The sequence below is a fragment of the Clostridium sulfidigenes genome, assembly GCF_000732635.1.
GTDB classification, from domain to species: Bacteria; Bacillota; Clostridia; order Clostridiales; family Clostridiaceae; genus Clostridium_J; species Clostridium_J sulfidigenes.
On record NZ_JPMD01000005.1, the window covers coordinates 41,095 to 58,725 of the forward strand.

Annotated in this window: 17 protein-coding genes and 1 pseudogene; 3 read left to right on the top strand and 15 right to left on the bottom strand. The window is 29.3% G+C overall.

The features are described from left to right. Positions 1 to 233: 233 nt before the first annotated feature. Positions 234 to 1,196, top strand: a complete 963-nt coding sequence (locus tag IO99_RS03500) for an alpha/beta hydrolase (protein ID WP_035130352.1) — start codon at positions 234 to 236, stop codon at positions 1,194 to 1,196. A gap of 244 nt (positions 1,197 to 1,440) precedes the next feature. Here the strand turns inward: IO99_RS03500 and IO99_RS19785 are convergent. From IO99_RS19785 to IO99_RS03545, 9 genes and pseudogenes are all read right to left on the bottom strand, one after another. Further along, positions 1,441 to 1,757: pseudogene (locus IO99_RS19785) on the bottom strand (transposase); the annotation flags it as partial. After that, positions 1,748 to 2,479, bottom strand: coding sequence for a hypothetical protein (locus IO99_RS03510; protein ID WP_035130355.1), 732 nt, complete (start codon positions 2,477 to 2,479; stop codon positions 1,748 to 1,750). The gene IO99_RS03510 and the pseudogene IO99_RS19785, both read right to left, overlap by 10 nt. A gap of 61 nt (positions 2,480 to 2,540) precedes the next feature. Continuing rightward, positions 2,541 to 3,005 (bottom strand): hypothetical protein, encoded by a 465-nt coding sequence (locus tag IO99_RS03515; RefSeq protein WP_035130358.1) that lies wholly within the window; start codon positions 3,003 to 3,005, stop codon positions 2,541 to 2,543. Positions 3,006 to 3,428: 423 nt separating this feature from the next. Next, on the bottom strand, positions 3,429 to 3,920 hold the full coding sequence (locus tag IO99_RS03520; RefSeq protein ID WP_035130361.1) for a Csac_0668 family 2Fe-2S cluster-binding (seleno)protein: 492 nt from the start codon (positions 3,918 to 3,920) through the stop codon (positions 3,429 to 3,431). A gap of 3 nt (positions 3,921 to 3,923) precedes the next feature. Then, positions 3,924 to 4,277, bottom strand: coding sequence for an ArsR/SmtB family transcription factor (locus IO99_RS03525; protein ID WP_035130364.1), 354 nt, complete (start codon positions 4,275 to 4,277; stop codon positions 3,924 to 3,926). A gap of 2 nt (positions 4,278 to 4,279) precedes the next feature. After that, positions 4,280 to 4,576 carry a hypothetical protein gene (locus IO99_RS03530; protein WP_035130367.1) on the bottom strand — a complete coding sequence of 99 codons (297 nt, stop codon included), beginning with the start codon at positions 4,574 to 4,576 and terminating at the stop codon, positions 4,280 to 4,282. Between the two features lie 314 nt (positions 4,577 to 4,890). Next, the gene (locus tag IO99_RS19405) at positions 4,891 to 5,832 is read right to left on the bottom strand and encodes a hypothetical protein (RefSeq protein WP_035130370.1); all 942 of its coding nucleotides are present in this window, start codon (positions 5,830 to 5,832) and stop codon (positions 4,891 to 4,893) included. Then, positions 5,816 to 6,409 carry a hypothetical protein gene (locus IO99_RS03540; protein ID WP_035130373.1) on the bottom strand — a complete coding sequence of 198 codons (594 nt, stop codon included), beginning with the start codon at positions 6,407 to 6,409 and terminating at the stop codon, positions 5,816 to 5,818. Before IO99_RS03540 ends, IO99_RS19405 begins: the two co-directional genes overlap by 17 nt. A gap of 794 nt (positions 6,410 to 7,203) precedes the next feature. Next, positions 7,204 to 8,958, bottom strand: coding sequence for a TOTE conflict system archaeo-eukaryotic primase domain-containing protein (locus IO99_RS03545; RefSeq protein WP_035130376.1), 1,755 nt, complete (start codon positions 8,956 to 8,958; stop codon positions 7,204 to 7,206). A 421-nt stretch (positions 8,959 to 9,379) separates the two neighbouring features. On the opposite strand from IO99_RS03545, the gene IO99_RS18960 reads away from it, so the two are divergent. Both IO99_RS18960 and IO99_RS03550 read left to right on the top strand, forming a co-directional pair. Further along, a complete protein-coding gene (locus IO99_RS18960) occupies positions 9,380 to 9,538 on the top strand; it encodes a hypothetical protein (RefSeq protein WP_156964281.1) in 159 nt (52 codons plus the stop codon). 2 nt (positions 9,539 to 9,540) lie between these two features. Next, positions 9,541 to 11,067 carry a recombinase family protein gene (locus tag IO99_RS03550; protein ID WP_084178058.1) on the top strand — a complete coding sequence of 509 codons (1,527 nt, stop codon included), beginning with the start codon at positions 9,541 to 9,543 and terminating at the stop codon, positions 11,065 to 11,067. Positions 11,068 to 11,327: 260 nt separating this feature from the next. Here IO99_RS03550 and IO99_RS03555 read toward each other — a convergent pair whose 3' ends face one another. From IO99_RS03555 to IO99_RS03580, 6 genes are all read right to left on the bottom strand, one after another. Further along, positions 11,328 to 12,086: a DNA adenine methylase gene (locus tag IO99_RS03555; RefSeq protein WP_035130378.1), complete on the bottom strand. Its 759-nt coding sequence runs from the start codon at positions 12,084 to 12,086 to the stop codon at positions 11,328 to 11,330. 316 nt (positions 12,087 to 12,402) lie between these two features. Next, positions 12,403 to 14,637, bottom strand: a complete 2,235-nt coding sequence (locus tag IO99_RS03560; RefSeq protein ID WP_035130381.1) for a S8 family peptidase — start codon at positions 14,635 to 14,637, stop codon at positions 12,403 to 12,405. Next, positions 14,630 to 15,697 (bottom strand): ATP-binding protein, encoded by a 1,068-nt coding sequence (locus IO99_RS03565; RefSeq protein ID WP_035130384.1) that lies wholly within the window; start codon positions 15,695 to 15,697, stop codon positions 14,630 to 14,632. The genes IO99_RS03560 and IO99_RS03565 overlap by 8 nt, the downstream gene beginning before the upstream one ends. Before the next feature lie 120 nt (positions 15,698 to 15,817). Next, complete coding sequence (locus tag IO99_RS18635) at positions 15,818 to 16,951, bottom strand: peptidoglycan recognition protein family protein (RefSeq protein ID WP_084178059.1); 1,134 nt, start codon at positions 16,949 to 16,951, stop codon at positions 15,818 to 15,820. A 51-nt stretch (positions 16,952 to 17,002) separates the two neighbouring features. Then, a complete protein-coding gene (locus IO99_RS03575) occupies positions 17,003 to 17,284 on the bottom strand; it encodes a phage holin family protein (protein WP_035130386.1) in 282 nt (93 codons plus the stop codon). 15 nt (positions 17,285 to 17,299) lie between these two features. Then, a complete protein-coding gene (locus IO99_RS03580; RefSeq protein WP_035130389.1) occupies positions 17,300 to 17,533 on the bottom strand; it encodes a hemolysin XhlA family protein in 234 nt (77 codons plus the stop codon). Positions 17,534 to 17,631 lie beyond the last annotated feature (98 nt).

Below are 17,631 nucleotides of genomic sequence, written 5' to 3' on the forward strand. Positions count from 1 at the left end.
TAAAAATTCCCCCTAATCATCTTCAGTTCTCTATTATTTTACCATCCAGGCATGGATAAAGCTACTTACATTAGTTTTTTATGTTAAGGTTATTTCTATTTATCTACACAAACTGCATAACTTATGAATAAGATACACTTATAACCAACCTTTCCATATACCTGTAATCCCTTATCTGTTATAATTAACCTATTGGTAATAATTTAAATATATATTAATTAAAGGAGATCTCTATGAAATATAGAAATTTTTATGAATTTGAAGAATACTTTTCAATACTCTTCTCTGAAAAAAAGTATGATGAAGTTTTAAATATACTCCTTCATGCAAATGAACTTTTACCAAAGGATGAATATGAAGATAATCTATTTGAACTTATGATTGATGAATCTAGGATATATACTGAAACCAATAATAGTGAGAGTTGTATTAATCTTATAAAAAAATCACTTGAAAAAGGTTATCCACTTCCCTTACACTGGCCAAACTTTGATTTATTAAGAAACCACCCTGAATATGAGTCTCTTAATAATTTAAATACAAAGCTACTTCACCAAGCTAAAGAAAATTCTAAACTAGAATATGAAGTTCACCTTCCAAAATCTTATGATCCAACAAAAAAATATCCATTATTCTTTTGTTTACATGGTGATGGATTTCATTGCAATATAAAAAATACTAGCTGGTATTGGAAGCCTGATGCACTTTTAGAAAAAGGATACATAGTTGTATATCCTCAATCATCACAAATGTATTTCCATAACAGCTTTGGCTGGCTTACTGATCCCACTATGTCAAGAAAAGAACTGAAAGATTGCTATGAACAATTATTATTAGACTATTCCATTGATGAAACTTGTGTATTATTTGGAGGTTTCTCTGGTGGTGCAACTACGTCTATTGATATGGCTTTTCATAATACTATTCCAATAAAAGGAGTTATTGCATTATGCCCTGGTGATTACTTAGATATCATCGGACTTGAAGATACAAAGAAATTATCAGAAAGAAAAACAAAAATAGTTATTCTTGAAGGGGACCAGGACACTGACCCAGTTGTTCAGTATCTCTTAAAGATATTTAAGGAAGTTGGACTTGCCCATAAATACCATATTAATAAAGGAATTGGTCACTGGTACCCAGAAGATTTAGATGAAAAAACTTTGAAGGCAGTGGAGTTTATAGTTAATAATTAATTGTGGGTGTGTCTATATTTTGTGGTGCTTATATTATTTTATATAATGGGGTTAGCGCAAGCCTGATACAGGTGGTGATGATCATCACCTGTATCAGGCTTTTGTTTATAAATTTATATAATTTTAATGATGTTGATCTAAAAAAGTTCTGGTCTAGCCACCTATCAGTTCCATCTTCTTCATTACTTGCGCATATTTCATCCGCTACACCTTTCACGTCTTCTAGTGCATTTTTCAGATTGTATTTTGTGTGTAATTTATTTATGTTATATCCAAAACATAGCATGATAAATTCAGTTATAATGTTATTTTTATCTCGTGTAAAAAAACGAGTGAAATTATAATCACTTTTTAACACTCCAAAGGCACCTTCAACTTGAATTGATCTATTCATTCTAAAAGGGTACCTTCATCCGATAGGATATTTTTATAGGAAATTTCCCTGTTAGTGTTAAAGTTTTTAGAAATCTACACCCTCTTATTTCCCTTAGCTTTTGTACATTTGGGCTTATGTAGACAGGCATTGCAATCTTCACACTCATAATTCGTAACTATTGATTTAACGATTTAATATATTGCGAGGATATTTGTGAACCGAGAGTTTTGTACAAATTCATATCATTTGTTTCTTCACTATGTCCTATTTCATTGCGAAAAAACGTAAAGCTGTCTTCTTCAAAATTTGCATTTTTTCGTCGAGTAGGTTTAAAAGATACAAACGGGTATTGTGTTTTATGGCTTCTTAAATACTCCATAACGTTCTTTTGTTCAATTTTAGCTCTGCCTTTTGAAAGCAATTCCATTAACAACTGATATAAGCTCATAAATTGCACAATTAAATTAGGATTATGCAAGGTCTTGAAAATGCGCTCATAAAGCACTGCGTTCTTTTTCATAAGTGTTTGCGAATTAAGTACTGTATCATATATCGTTGATGCTGGAATACTTCGAGTTATTGTTACAGACTCTCTAATTTCTACATGTTCACTAGCATTAATAGTATTATTTTCTTTTACCACTTCTAATACGCGTATGGGAAAAAACAAATCCGCATCACTTCTTGCAATAAAATTAAAACATATATGGTCTAAATATAATTCAATATCTGTTTTATTTGATGAGTAATGAACTCCATCATTAAGAACTACAGTTAATGCTGTCAAATCATCATTTATTAAGATTGTCTTTATCAAGACAGAGTTAATTTCTTGAGGATGGTTTTTAGTCAAACGTAAATTCTCAAACCCAGATAGTTTATATTGCAAAATAGTATTTTCACACATTTTTTTGATTCTTCTTCTAATAAATAAACATTTTATGATGTGGCTGTGCTAATAAAAATGTTTACATTCCATTAGTACTAAGTGCATCTATTATCAAAAGCGCTTTTTCAGATGTTTCCATAATATCGGTGTCTTGGATAAAACTAACATAGTTATCAAATTGATTTTTATACTTTGCATTAGCTTCATTCTCATACCCACACCATTTAAACTCAATAGCAGGAATGGACAGAGGAAAACTTATGGGGAAACTAAAACCACCAGTCCGCTGATAAATTTTTATCGTATTTGTATCGTGTTTCAATTTATTGTTAGCATAACGCAAGCCGCTAAAAAAGGACTTATCATCCTGGCTGACAACTGCAAATTTTTCCACTCTCTCGTAACTATCAATAAGCCAATGTAGAAATGTACCTACTCTATAATTGACCGCTTTTTTGAGTTCATCATTATTGAGATCATATTTTGCATCGGTCAGCGTAGTTTTCATTTCCTCGTAACTTTGACGAAGTGCATATTCTATCATTCAACATCCTCCCCTCTAACAAATGAATGAAATTATTTTTTATAATTTTACCATGTCACCAAAAATAATAAAATAACCAAATGTAATTTTTGAAAGGATTACTCCTATGGCAGACAACAACACAACCAAAGAACGGATAAAATACAATAGCTATGATTCCGCTCCCTACGGGGATTCCGTCAAGGTTTAGTGTGAATCGGTGTGATTTAGCGGGTGCTTATACATTTATCTACTTAGTTTAACTACCGTCTCCACATGTGTAGAGTGCTGACTGTAGACAATCTAAAATATAAAAGATGTAGTGAAATTTACCTTAGAAAATAATGTTATTCATAAAATTAGGCTTACCATTAAAAGTAAGCCATTTTTCCATTAAATAATTATAACACTAAATATGAAAAATGTGACATAATATAATTCTGGTTATTTCATGGATAGTCCCTTATCTATTGCGTCCTGAATTATTTGATGACAACACTTACCTAATGGGTTATTCTTCTGACATTGTGAGTTACTCATTGCTCCAGTAATCTTTAAAACTTCTTTCATATTAGTAGCACCATCTTTTACTACTGCATTTATAATTTGTTCTTCTGTTACTTTACTACAATAACAGGCATATTTAGGATTAGCGTCTTTCTTAAACCATATTGGTTCTTTTACTTGTTGCTTATTAAATTTGACGGTTGATTCTGAATTGTAATATGTAATATCACATTCCTCACTCATACATAAAAAATAATCGTTGTCGCCAACCTGTTCTGTTAGTTCGTCAAGTACCATATGCTTTACTGTAATGTTTTTCACAAGAACACCTCGTTTTTCACACACAGGACACAAATTGTTTTTTCCTGCGTCACACGAAGATTTTTCTGAATTTCCACAGCAACATTTATTCAAAGTTTCTTTTTCCATAATCTATTTTTCCTCCCTTAATTCATTTTTTTCATTCTCTAAAACCTCGCAAGTACAAATATTATTTATACTTCCTTCGGCTATTGATTGACCAAGTTGAATAAGTTCTCTTATTCTTTCGTCAGAAATATAATAGTAGATATTCTTTCCATCCTTAATGAAGTTTACAAAATTACACCATTTCAAACATTTTAACTGCATTGATATTAAACTTTGAGAGTACCCTAAATCTTCCGCCAGTTCACCTACATTTTTTTTACCGTTTAATAATGAAATAATAATTTGGTATCTTGTAGGATTAGACAATCCATGAAAAAACTTTGTATATGCTTCAATTTGTTCGTTTTTAATTTGCATAATTACCTCTCTAACAAGTATGAATATGTAATAAATCCAACAGATATTATCGTTGAAGTCCATAGAATAATTCTTGTACTTTTTGATGTATTCTTATTTTTTGCCATTAAGTAGTGAGCCATTCCAAGCATTAATGCTGTTAGTATCATAAAAATGTTTTTATATCGAGAAATAATTGGTACAAAAGCAAGACCTAAACCACTCAAGCCTAAAACTGAAAGTAGTGGAATACCTACACAACATATGGACGCAAGAAAAGATACGATAATTGAACCTACACCTAATATTTTTTCATTCATACTCTATTCTCCTATTTCATATAAACATTTCAACATTTATTGATATGTTTATATTATCACAACTTAATTCTAAATGCAATAAGAAGAAATACAGTGTTTCTGACGCATTTATTTACAATCGTGACTTATCACCTAAAATAAATTATACTGCTTAGTTATATGCAATTCAAAACAATTCTCAAAATGTTGAAAAATAGTTAATCTTGTATTCTTAATTCATATCATAATACGATTTAACTATAAAACAAGAGCTTACACGTCAGTAAGCTCCTATCTTTTCTGATATTATAGGCAATATAACCTATGTCAAACCATTAACTAAAAAATCTATCAATATTTAGATTTTTCACTTTTAACTGTCCTATATTGAGAAAGTCTGATATGCGATAGCCTAAATTATCAATATTAACAACGATATTTTCTAATGACTCTAATATCTTGTTTAGCACACCTTCCCTATCCTTATTCGGTACACAGACTTGTATATTAATTTCAAATGCTCTATTAGCGAGTATTCCCATACCTGTTATTACACCTAAGAAATCATTTATTTCTTTAATTACTCTTAATATGCCTTTTTCATTCAGTGAGGAATATATATCAAGTATAACAAAATCAAGAACTATCTTCTTTTTCTCAACTTTATAGCATATTAAATAAGTATTAAGGTGTTGTTCAAGGTCTATTAAATCTTTATAGTCTTTAGGACCATTATAAAATTCCCCGTCTTCAACTCTATTTAATTCATTAAAGATATTATTTTTAATTTCACTCTTCTTTATAGTTCCGTATAAAAACCATAAAAAGTATTTATAATTTAATTCCTTCTTTAGTATTAGTTCGTCAGCTATTATATCCTTTTGTACTTCACATATGAAAGCTGATTTCCTTAGAACTGTATCAGTAGCAGGTTTATATGCTTGTGCGTTCTCATTTTGCGTTATATACATTACCCCATTACGAGTTAACCTAACATATAAGTTTTTATTTATTTTAGTAATAATAATTAAGTCAAGTTTCTCCATTTCCCTTAAATCTTTCATTACAGCAGTCTTTTCCTTATTTGAATAGTAAATTATATGTTGCACGAACATATATCCTCTACCCAAGTAGTACATTAAATTTAAATAATCTTTATAGTATAGGTCTGCATATACAAAAATAACAGGGTCAAGTGGGCTTAATGGAACAACTATTGAACTATTTTTTAGTTTTTCAGGTACATATTTTTTTATAATATTAGTTTGCTCTTTCAAAACTTATTTCCTCCTTTGGTATTTGTAATACTTCTGTTATAAATTCTATTTTAGCTTCTATTTCCTCAGCTCCATAATTGTTAGTAACTACTTCTATAACTTCTATAGCTCTAATATTAATTTCAGTGTCTATTTCAATGGAATGTTTTAATATAATTGCGTCTGGCATACTCATACTTTCAGTTATTTGTGAAGAAAATATTTCTCTTATATCTCCTTCCGTTTTCCAACAATCTCTGCTTTCAGTATCCAATTTCAAATACCTGTCTGCTAATACTAAATCATGCTGTGGTGAAGTAGCCTTATAGAAGTTGTTAATAGATGTAATATTATTTTCTACATACTGCTTTCCCTTACCATTAAGTTGATAAACATTAATTTGCTTGTCCTTTATTATTGCAGATGTACTTTTAATATAACCGTCTTTTTCTAAGTTCTTTAATCTTCTTTCATTTAGATTAATAAGGTTTTGAGCTTGTTCCTTTGAAACATATCCTGTTCTACTTAGAGCTTTTAACAATTCCTTATCATTATTTGTTATAGCTTTTATAGGGTTTCCAGATTTTCTTCCTCTCATTTAACTTTCTCCTTTGTTTTTATTTTGCAGTAGGTATCAGCAGGGGGAAGAGCTTTATAGCGTTAAGAAAACTAAATTAAAAAAACAGGTTATTTTCTCCTTAGAGAAAATGTTCTGTGGTTGCCCTAATGGGCAATTTTTAATTAAGTTTTTAGCGTTCAATTACTAACATTGTTGTAAAACAATGTTTAGAAAAATAGTTGAAAATGAACTTGTGAATTTTCAATCTTATTTTTCGTGCAATTGATTAAAGGTCTTCCCCCCTATAAACATTTAGGTTTTAGCTGTACTATTTACGATTGTTCTGCAATACATAAACTGGCTTTTGTAATATTGCTGATATAGGATTAATACTTCATTACAGAATCCTAATTGTTTATAGAGAATAATATATTATAGATTAAAGTAAAAAATATATAACATCCATAGACTGTATAATGATTTTAAATAAATCACCTTAGCCATCAATAAATTTATGTTATTATTTCTTACAAAATTGGTACATCACAATGATTTTATTGAATAAAAGTCCTTATACAATTAACTCAGGTGCTTATTATATAGGAAGGTCTATATTTAATGTTCTATTATTTAAAATTAAGACAAGTATGATTATTTATGACACGTTGGTTTCTATATAAAGCAAAAGCTTAACACTATATTGAATTGTAGAAATTCTAATCGTCTAATGGCTGTAACAATATATATTATTTTCTTCAGGCATAATTTACAAATCTAAAGACCGTATAACGTAGAAAAATCAAGGCTTTACGATACATAAAACCTTGATTTTTCTAAGATATTTCTTGTAATTTTTGGTATTTGAACTTTAATACCTGGCTGTGATTAACAAAATACTTCTTTATTTCTTCTTTACTGAGAACTTTGGCACACATCATTTCAAAATTGACATAAGTTACTTTACAATTTTTATTTTCATCTTTTCCACATAAGAGTTTATAACTTTTATCACCTTTACTAACCTTTAGTTTATAAACTAAGGTGTAAATATTAGGTAAATTTCTACATTCCATTGACTCTTCATCTCTTTCACCTTTTCTAACAAAAATAATCTTATTTAACTTTTCTAATTCTTGTAATCCCTTATTTATCGTCTTCCCATCAATATTTAATAGCCCTCTTATCCTTTCATATTTCATGAAGAATTGATTAGTGTTCTTGTCCCCATACAACTTAAAATGAGCAAACATAACAAAATATAACTTTCTAAGAGGTTTTTCTTTTACGGTGAGGATTTCAAGAATTTCATCCTTTGTAAATGTTAAATCTTTGAGTCCTGTTGCAATTCTATACTTATTGGCTGTATCAGAATAATAAATTGTTTTTATCAATGATTTTATTTCTTTTATATTTTCATCAATACTTGTGGTAAATTTATGTTTTTTGTCGGATGAAAAATTTATTAAAAACCTTTCATTTTCTTCTGCTGTCATTCCCTCGGATTTATTCAGTACAGCTATTTGAAGCAAAGTTTTATTCCTCTGTTTAGCTTCAATAGGTTTATCTAACTTTGTCTTAATAGAAGCATTTATTTCATCTATATTATTTGCAAAAGCCTGTACATTAATTTCTTGTGTTAATTCCTTAAATTCTTCAAAGGTATTATTGTCTATATCATGTTTAAAAGTTATATCTTCTTCAAAGTCGTTTATTATTTCTAATACCTTTTTATTATCAATCTTCTGCATACTTAGAATTTTTTCCAAGGTGTCAATTTCACACCCGTACTGGTTTATTAAGAAACAATAATTGCCTTTACCTTTCTCTTGTCTATTCTCCCAGTCTTCCCAGGTATTTATTTTTTTATATTCAACTGTATTCTTTCTATTTATAGAAAAAGGAAGTTTAACTCCTTGGTCTGATATTCCTCTTGCTTCAATAACATCTGCTCCATTTTCTCTTTTTATATTCAATAAATTAGATTCTCTAAGTATTATGTTAAATAATTTCTTTAATCTCTGTTTTGATATTGGATAATTAAAAAATATAGTTATATGGTAGCCTTTATTACCACTGTAACTTAACAATATTTCATTATCTTCAATTTCATGGCACCTAAGATTATTATATATGCTCTCTACATAATCCAAATTATCTTCATCAATATCAAATGTTAGAAAAGAAGATTTTTCACTTGGGCTATATATTCCTACCGTTGTTTCCTGACTTAAATGTTTCATTATATCAGATTTACAAAAAGGAAATGGTCTTGTATTGTTAAGTTTTATAAGCTTATTCCACTGCATAGCTTGTTTCTCAGCTTTTTCTATTTCAGTATCTAAACAATTCTTACCCATAGCATATTTAGTAATCCATCCGTATTCCCTGCTATTAGTTAGTAGCACCTGTTCAATATATTTATTACTACATGGTCTATAGAAGTTCCAAATAAACTCCGTAACAACCTGCACATAGTATTTATCCTTTTTATATTCCTTCAAATAATCAATGTAAGCAACATTATGCTTCTTTAAATGATTTGCAGTAATTTTCTTTTGTTCTTCATTACAATATGGACATTTAACCAAATCTATCTTCTTTCTGTTTCTCATTATTAAATGTGTTTTTTAATTCCACATTTCGAGTTAACCTTACATGATAGATGGTTAATATCTTACATATTCACTTTAAATAGTCTTATTAAGTCTAATACCGTAATTTACTGTAAAAGCCTCTTTAATTAAATAGCATTAAACAATTCCTCAAATACTCGAACAATATAAAACCATTTCTATAATTACTTATTTTATATTATCAATATATATCTTAGAGCTATATCAATTCTTAATGTCAATATCTAACGTTTATTATAAAACCCAGTATTTTCAATGCTTCTACTGGGGTAAAGCACTGTTCGACAGTTAATCTGTTTACTTAAATCCCTAAAACTTATAATATAAAATCACAAATTGCAATTTGAATAAACAGAAGTTGAAAGGAAATAATTTAATGACCATAGAAAGAGTATTTAATGAAAATAGTAATGTAAATCTTATAGATATAATTAATTCTTTAATTGCTGAAAATATTGACAATTGTATAGAAGAATACTACAATTCTAAACAGGTAAACTTCACTACATCTCATAATGAAAAAGGAGATATTTAATTATGAGATGTGCAATATATATAAGAGTATCCACTAACAGAGAGGAACAGAAAACTTCCTTAACTAATCAAAGAGACTTATTTGAAAAGTATGTCCAAGAAAAAGGTTGGGATATATACGACTTCTATGTAGACGTAGAATCTGGAACTAAAGCTAAAAGAGAAAACCTTCAAAGATTAATTGAAGACGCTAAGTCTAAAAAATTTGATGTTATTCTTGCAAAGGAACTTTCACGTTTAGCCCGTAACGGTGAACTTTCATATCAAATTAAAAATATTGCAGAGAACAATAAAGTTCATATAATCACCTTGGATAATGCAATAAATACCCTTGATGGTAATACAAATATGTTTGGTATGTATGCGTGGTTATATGAACAAGAATCTCAACGAATTAGCATTAGAATGAAGTCTGCATTTAAAACCAAAGCTCAAAATGGGTGCTTCAAAGGCTCTTTTGCTCCTTATGGCTACTATATAAAGGATAAAAAGCTCTATGTCAGTGAAGATAACACGCCAAGTATAGTAAAAAGAATATTTAAAGATTATTTATCTGGAAAAGGCTTTGACAGAATAGCAAGAGAGCTTTACGAGGAAGATATTCCAACTCCTGGACAAGTAGCAGGGAAATCAGACGCTACTGGTAAATGGCATGGTTCATCTGTGAGGTCCATCTTAGAGAACCCTCACTATACAGGTGATTTAATTCAAGGTAGAAGTGAAACAGTAAGCGTTACTACTAACAGACGTAATCAAAAGGATAAAGAAGAGTATATTATAGTTAGAGATACACATGAAGCTATAATAACAAGAACCGATTTTAAAGCTGTTCAACAACTAATCGACTCTCGAAAAAAAATTAGACCAAAGCAAAATATTCACCTGTTTACTAACATTCTATTTTGTGCAGATTGTGGACATGGTATGCACTTTAAGAAAAATAGAAAGGGATATGTATGTGGGAGCTTCAACAAACATGGTAAAAAGGCTTGTACCGACCATATTATTAGAGAAACTGAACTTGCTAATGCAATATTAGCTGATATTAAATTCATGCTATCTAATATTAAGAATGAGAAAGTTATTGCTGAAATAGAAAAGAAGGTTACTTCTCAAAAGAAGAAGTTAGAAAAAGAGCTTAAAAATTATACTAAAGAAATAGAGAGCTTAACGATTAAAAAGAATAAAGCATTAAGTAAGTTCATAAATGATGAAATATCAAAAGAAGATTATGATACCTTCAAATCTTCAATAGATTTTAAAATTAAGGAACTTACAAAAAAAGAACAAGAATATAAAACACTTATTGCTGAAAAATTTGACACAAACCTTTTAAATGAATTAGATGGACTAAAAGAAAAAATTATTGACTTAAAAGAACTTACTCCAGAAATCTTAAATAGATTTGTGGAACGTATAGAAGTTAAAGCAGATGGAACTCCGAAAATCTTTTATAGATTCTCGGAGTCATCCATTTATTTTTCAGCTTTTTTTATCAACGCACAGCACTCCACATGCGGAGTATCTTAAAATAATATCTCATATTATAATTTAGAATAATCCTAAATCACTTATCATACATTATAAACAGTACTATTTAAGGAAATTCAATCCTTTATTGAAACTTATAATATTTTATAATTATTTAATGTAATTTGTGTATGGGCAACAAATTGGCAACAATGTAGCCAACAAACAGACTAAGTTTTAACTTCCTTAGTCTGTTATTCTACATAAACAAACATTATAAAAGCTATGACTAGTGCTTATATAAAATAATCCTCTCTCCTCTAATCATAGTTTGTTATTATTAATTCTTTATATTTACCTCTAGATTTTTTCTCTTTACCCACAGAGTAATTTACCTGTACTTCTTTTATATTAAATCCATTATACCATTCACGTACCTTTACATGATCATTAATGGTTAATAAAAATTTGCCTTTAATATTTTTTAGTTTATCTCTTAATATTATATGTTCCTCTTCCTCAAACTTATTTCCATATCCACAAGTCTCAAAGTAAGGAGGATCACAAAAGAAAAAACTATACTCTCTATCATATTTATCTATTATCCTTGTAAAGTCCAAGTTTTCCGCATATGTATTTTTTAATCTTTCTGATAGCTCATCTAATACATTTTTATAAAATATGTGTTGAGATGGCTTTCCAACTGTAGAATATCCATAAACACAACCTTTTCCTGCAAAACTTTGAGTTATAGTATATAAAAATCTGACTGCTCTATTTATTTCTGTAAGATATTCTAAATTTAAATGCTTGTACTCTTCAAATATATCTCTTCCTGAAAACTCAAATTCGAGCTGTCTTTCTATTTCAGGTGCATGATATTTAATCATCTTATATAGATTTATAAGCTCCTTATCTATATCATTTATTATTTCTGTTTTACTAGGTTGTTTTCCAAAATAAACCCATCCGGCTCCAAAGAATAACTCTATATAACATTTATGATCTGGCATCATTTCTATTATTGTTTTTCGCAATCTAGACTTTCCTCCAACCCTACATATTGGTGGTTTTAACATATTATCACTACCTTTACATTAAATATACTCTTATTATAGCGAACATATTTTCGTATGTAAAGTATATATTATATTTCTACCTTTATTATATTATGCATATACAACTTACTTTAAAGATTTATAATTTATTGTGGTTCATCCTAAATATGTGCTTATGAAAAGAAAAAAGGTAGCATTAATGCTACCTAAGCAATGGTACCAGTCTAAATCGTTATTCTCTCAGTTGCAATTTTGAAATACTTGCAATTTTATTATATATCATCTATAAAAATTTGATATTTTCAAAAATCTACTTTATCCAAATTTAAAAATGATATTACTCAAATTCAATATCTTCGTTGATTTTCTGATTAATATCAATTCTAGTTTTAATATCTACAGTATTCACTAGCCATCCATTTAAAGTACAATTTTTAATAAATTCATCAATTCGATTGATGCCATTAATTTCTCTTATTGTAACTATAACACCAAAGCGAATTCCAACACCGTCCTTAGGATCTAGTCGGTTATTTGTTTTTATCTCCATCCCCCAATTTTTGTTAGTATATGATTTTTTGGGTTTCATTCTATCTTTAGGTTTCTCTGCAACATATTTTACGTTATCCCACTTTCTAAACCTATCTCTTGCTTCACCTTCTAACAAGTAGTTTTTCTCAGTATTCATGATTTCTTCTTGATTTTGTTTATCATTGTTTATTTCATTCATTTTTCCATCATCTTTTATTCTGCCAAAATGAAGATTAAGTTCTGTATTGGTATAGTCAACACCCTGTGTTCTATCACATATTGGGAAATAACACATTGTAGCCTTTGCGATATAAGGGTATTTATCATCTTTTAATGGAATAGGAAAATTATAATTATAAGTATTCCATTTTTCACTTACATCAGATACTAAAAACTTGATTTCATCCTCTCTCGTTTGTATAATATCAGTTATTTTAATAGGAACAATACCATGACCATATAATGCCACCTCTTCTGGATCAGGCTTTTCATTCCAATCTCTAGCTGCATCTATAATCAGTGCTTTTGCTATTTCTCTATTTAATCCTAAGACATCTATTAAATAGGATAGTTTTCGAGCAATCCATGGTGCTGCAAAAGAAGTTCCTGCAACATATGCTACACCTAATGGTTCACAGACTCTAATATACTGTTCTTCACTTCCACCATAATAACTTATATCTGGCTTAGCAAAAAATGATAGAGCCAATCCCTTTCTTGCATATTTAGGTGATAATCCACTTTGGGTAACAGCATTTACTACCATACTATTTATCGAATCTGCTGGTGATCCTATTTTTGAAACATCTATACTAGGTTTATTAGTTCCTGCAACAACAAAAATCACATCATTTTCATATTGGATTTGATCCAGTATTGAAGCTTCAGCAGATATGAAATTATCATTAATCTCTTGATTGCTACCAAGAGAAATGTTCCACACTTTAATGTCCCTATTTGATGCCACAATTTCTTTAATCTGCTTGGCTATGGTAAATGAAGAGAAACGTGAACCAATTGCAACACCGAAATGTCTCACCTTGAATCTACCACATCCATCATCCAACCATGGATTTAATTTTGAACCATCAACAATAATAGAAGATACTGCTGTACCATGGCGATAATCATCTGAATCTTTTGGTAAGTTTTCATCCACCATATCATGATATTCTACCCATTCATTGAAATAAACTCGATTATCAAACAATGTATCTATTACTCCTATTGTTGGCTCAATAGTTGGAGATGGTATGCCCATTGTATTTTGTTGATATTCTTTAATAAAGTCATCTGGTGTTAACTCTGCTAAATCTTCTGTTGCCATTGCAACAAGATATGGGGCTTTTTCAAATAAATATTTTGATTGATTTTCATCTAGAAATACTGTTTGATTGTCTAATATTCGACTACTCAAAACATCTATGCCTATATTTTTGAGCAATGTTTTTGCATCAATACGAGTATCATATAAAGTGATAATGCTTTGCTTTAATTGCTGATTTGCTTGTTCTATTTCAAAATCATCAATGTATGAAGTATCCGCAATCACTTGTTTAAAACTCGATTTACTGATTGAAAAACTATTAAATGGAATTTTCCCCAATACATTATTATCATCAAAAACAGTTTTATCAATACTTCCACTAAAATGAGTATTCAACACTTTTTTCACTTTAGAAATAAGATTAATACTATTATCTAAATCAGAAATATCTAGAAAATAAGTGATAATGTGTTTATTCATATCTGCATTAAATTTTGCACCTACAATCGCCAAATTAGACTTGTCACCTTTAAATAGCCCTGAAATCCTGTTGCTTTTTGCAACTATTTTATTGTAATGTACACTAATCAAAATGCCCGGAAAAGGCTTTTTTTCTGTCTTCCAAAACTGCTTTATTTGATCTATTTGAGATTGCAATTTATCTAAGTGAGTGTCAGTGACTATTTTCTTACTATTCATTGCAGCACCACCGCCATTCCCTTGCTTCGGAGCCTGAACAAAACGTTTGCCTTTTAATTCTAGTATATTATTCATTATCACTTTCCTCCTTATTCAATTTTCTAGATACAGCACTCTTTGATTCACCTTTTAATTTTTCTATTTCTCTTACAGTAAACCCCTGCAAATGCAGATTATCTATATTAGTTTGCTCAATATTACCAATCAGACTATTGTATAATCTTCTTAAATAATCATATTCAGCATTTACATCACTAAAAGCTAATGCTGTTTTGATAATATTTTTCAATTCTCCAGGATAAGGCAATTCAAGTGCAGTTTTTAATATCTTTTTGAACAGTCTAGTATCCTTTGAAATTCCCTTAAAGTTTTTTACAAAAGATGAAAAGTAATATTCTGCAACTTCTATTAAATCATCTTTACTGTAACGATTAAAATTAATCACTGCATCAAATCTTCTTATTAATGCCTTATCAAAGTTTGAATATAAGTTTGTAGTTGCAATAATAACTATTTCCTTATTTAAATCTACTAATCTATCCAACTCCCTTAAAATAGTAGAAGTAACTCTTCCCATTTCACGCACATCATTACTATTAACTCTATCCATAGCTATAACATCAATTTCATCAAATAGAATCACAATTTTATTCTGATGTGGAATCATAGTTATCTCCGAGAATACATTTGCGATATTTTTATTTGTTTGACCTAATTTGCTATCAATAATATTATCAAAATCTACATAATATAGTGTTCGTTTGAGTAATCGAGCTACATGTTTAGCTGCCTCCGTTTTCCCACTCCCTGGCAACCCTTCAAATAAAAACTTATTTATTCCTATATTATGATTAACAGCATTTATAATCCCTTTAATATCATCTGAAATTTCGATTGGCAAATTAAGTGGATCCATGCCCCTTGTATCAAGTTGTTTCAAAAATTCACTTTCAAAGTCACTTGCTTGAGGTGTGTATAAATTCGATTCCGCAATTAATCCCATAATGTATTCTGCCAACTGATAGTCTCCTATACTATCAAAGTATCTGGCTATACTTATTGCTTCATTTCTAAACGAATTTTCATTTTTCTCAACATGATATTTTATTAAATTCAATACATTTTGCTTTTTCACAAAAATACACCTCCATTTCTCTCTAAATTAATTATATCATATACTGGGACAAAAAGATATATTAATGGGACTAAATTAGTTTTTAATATAAAATAAGGCTAATGATTTCTCTCTAGCCTATTAATTATCTAGCACAATCTCACATTCTATTGCAGTTATAGGTGTTCCATCTCCTAATCCTGCGTATCCATTATGACCTTCCATATATGAATTACCATTCTCAACCCAATCTAGCCAGTGACCATTGCACATTGCACGATATCTGATTTTGTAACCTGGTAAATCAAATCTCATTTGAATTTTATCAAATGGTACGTTTGGAAGTCCTGCTTCATCATAGTTTCCTTTTGAAAAATAATAGTTTTGTATCTCTGAATAATATCTTCCCTCGCTTATAGGAGATACCCTAAAGCGAACCTCTCCTTTACTTGGGTAAGCCATAAATATACAACAAGGATTTTTCATATCTCCAGTATAGTCCTCTAAATTCTTAACCCAATCATAATAATTTAAACCTCTCCCTTTTACAGCTACTCTACTAAATAAATCAATTTTTTCTTTAGAAGGATTTTGTGAAGGTGTAGGCCCTGGTATTGATTGTGTACGTCCACTTGAATATACAGAATTACCATGGCTATCATATACATCATAACCACTATATTTTTTACATTCATCTATAGCATTTTCTTTAATTGAATATGCGCCCTTTTGACTTGAAACATCTTTCCACGACTTTCTAACCCTATACAGTTCTTTAGAAATAGGTTTGTTAGGCTTATTATCAGTTAGTTTCTTTTTAAAATCATTCCACCTACTCCAATTATTCTTGCTCCATGGAGAAGGACAATTCTTTCTACTAGCATCATAATGCCTTACTACTCTATCATTAGGAATATCATATTTTTTCATTAACTGCTTAACTAAATCTATTGTATTAGACCCTGTATCCTTTGCTATTTCTCCATTAGTTCCACACATCTCAATTCCTATAGAGTTTTGATTAGTTATACTATACTTACCATTACCATCTCCACAATGCCAACTAGCGTTAGTTTCTTCTACTACTTGCACTATGTTATCATTGTCAACAAAATAATGTGCTGAAGCATCTCTATTACCTCCACCAAAATAATTAGCATTATTTAAAGCAGTATCGGTTTTATTTCCTGTAAAGTGCATTACAATATATTTTATTTTTTGACCACTTCTACTTGAAAAGTTATACTTAGATATCTTTTTTGTTATTGATTTCATGAACCATTCCTCCTTAAATATAAAAGAGTGAGATTGCTCCCACTCTTTAAACTATTCTTGCTTACTAATTTGTTTATAAGTTTGATTAATACCTACACTAACACCCCAACATAGGATACCTTGTAAAATAGCATTTACTATAGCATCAAACATTCTTTTGTATTCTGCATTTACTAAAGTTAGCAGTATAGCAAATGTAATACAAAATACCATTAAAGCTATAGTTATATACCTGTCTTGGAAATTCTCAATTTTCTTTAAGAACACTCCTACTACATAAGTAGCTACAATTAAAATAAGTAAATGTTCTGGTACAAAAGTCATTAAATCCATAATTATCTCTCCTTCTTATTTAAAAATATTGTTTTGAATTGCATAAAGAAAGAACCCTAACAAACTTGTTGCCATTAGTCCAATAAGCCAGTTCATACTTTTTGTTTGAGCTGCCAGTTTCTCGCAGAGATTATCCATCTTAACATCTGTAGCTGCTCTTCCTTTTTCAAGTTCATCGATGCGCTCACTATGATTATTAATTCTTTTCTCATGTACTTCTAATTTATGTTTTATTAATTCATCATTCATATTACACCTCTTCAAAATTAAAAATAAAAATATTAAAATAAAGCATAAAAAATATTTTAAATGTCATAATAAATATAGAAACTAAATTTATTAAAAAA

Excerpts from the sequence above, each read along its gene's own strand:
- IO99_RS18960 (WP_156964281.1), top strand. The coding sequence starts at position 9,380 with ATGACCATAGAAAGAGTATTTAATGAAAATAGTAATGTAAATCTTATA.
- IO99_RS03560 (WP_035130381.1), bottom strand. The coding sequence starts at position 14,637 with ATGAATAATATACTAGAATTAAAAGGCAAACGTTTTGTTCAGGCTCCG.
- IO99_RS03555 (WP_035130378.1), bottom strand. The coding sequence starts at position 12,086 with ATGTTAAAACCACCAATATGTAGGGTTGGAGGAAAGTCTAGATTGCGA.
- IO99_RS03500 (WP_035130352.1), top strand. The coding sequence starts at position 234 with ATGAAATATAGAAATTTTTATGAATTTGAAGAATACTTTTCAATACTC.
- IO99_RS18635 (WP_084178059.1), bottom strand. The coding sequence starts at position 16,951 with ATGAAATCAATAACAAAAAAGATATCTAAGTATAACTTTTCAAGTAGA.
- IO99_RS03550 (WP_084178058.1), top strand. The coding sequence starts at position 9,541 with ATGAGATGTGCAATATATATAAGAGTATCCACTAACAGAGAGGAACAG.
- IO99_RS03540 (WP_035130373.1), bottom strand. The coding sequence starts at position 6,409 with ATGAGAGGAAGAAAATCTGGAAACCCTATAAAAGCTATAACAAATAAT.
- IO99_RS03580 (WP_035130389.1), bottom strand. The coding sequence starts at position 17,533 with ATGAATGATGAATTAATAAAACATAAATTAGAAGTACATGAGAAAAGA.
- IO99_RS03510 (WP_035130355.1), bottom strand. The coding sequence starts at position 2,479 with ATGTGTGAAAATACTATTTTGCAATATAAACTATCTGGGTTTGAGAAT.
- IO99_RS03520 (WP_035130361.1), bottom strand. The coding sequence starts at position 3,920 with ATGGAAAAAGAAACTTTGAATAAATGTTGCTGTGGAAATTCAGAAAAA.
- IO99_RS03525 (WP_035130364.1), bottom strand. The coding sequence starts at position 4,277 with ATGCAAATTAAAAACGAACAAATTGAAGCATATACAAAGTTTTTTCAT.
- IO99_RS03530 (WP_035130367.1), bottom strand. The coding sequence starts at position 4,576 with ATGAATGAAAAAATATTAGGTGTAGGTTCAATTATCGTATCTTTTCTT.
- IO99_RS03575 (WP_035130386.1), bottom strand. The coding sequence starts at position 17,284 with ATGGATTTAATGACTTTTGTACCAGAACATTTACTTATTTTAATTGTA.
- IO99_RS03515 (WP_035130358.1), bottom strand. The coding sequence starts at position 3,005 with ATGATAGAATATGCACTTCGTCAAAGTTACGAGGAAATGAAAACTACG.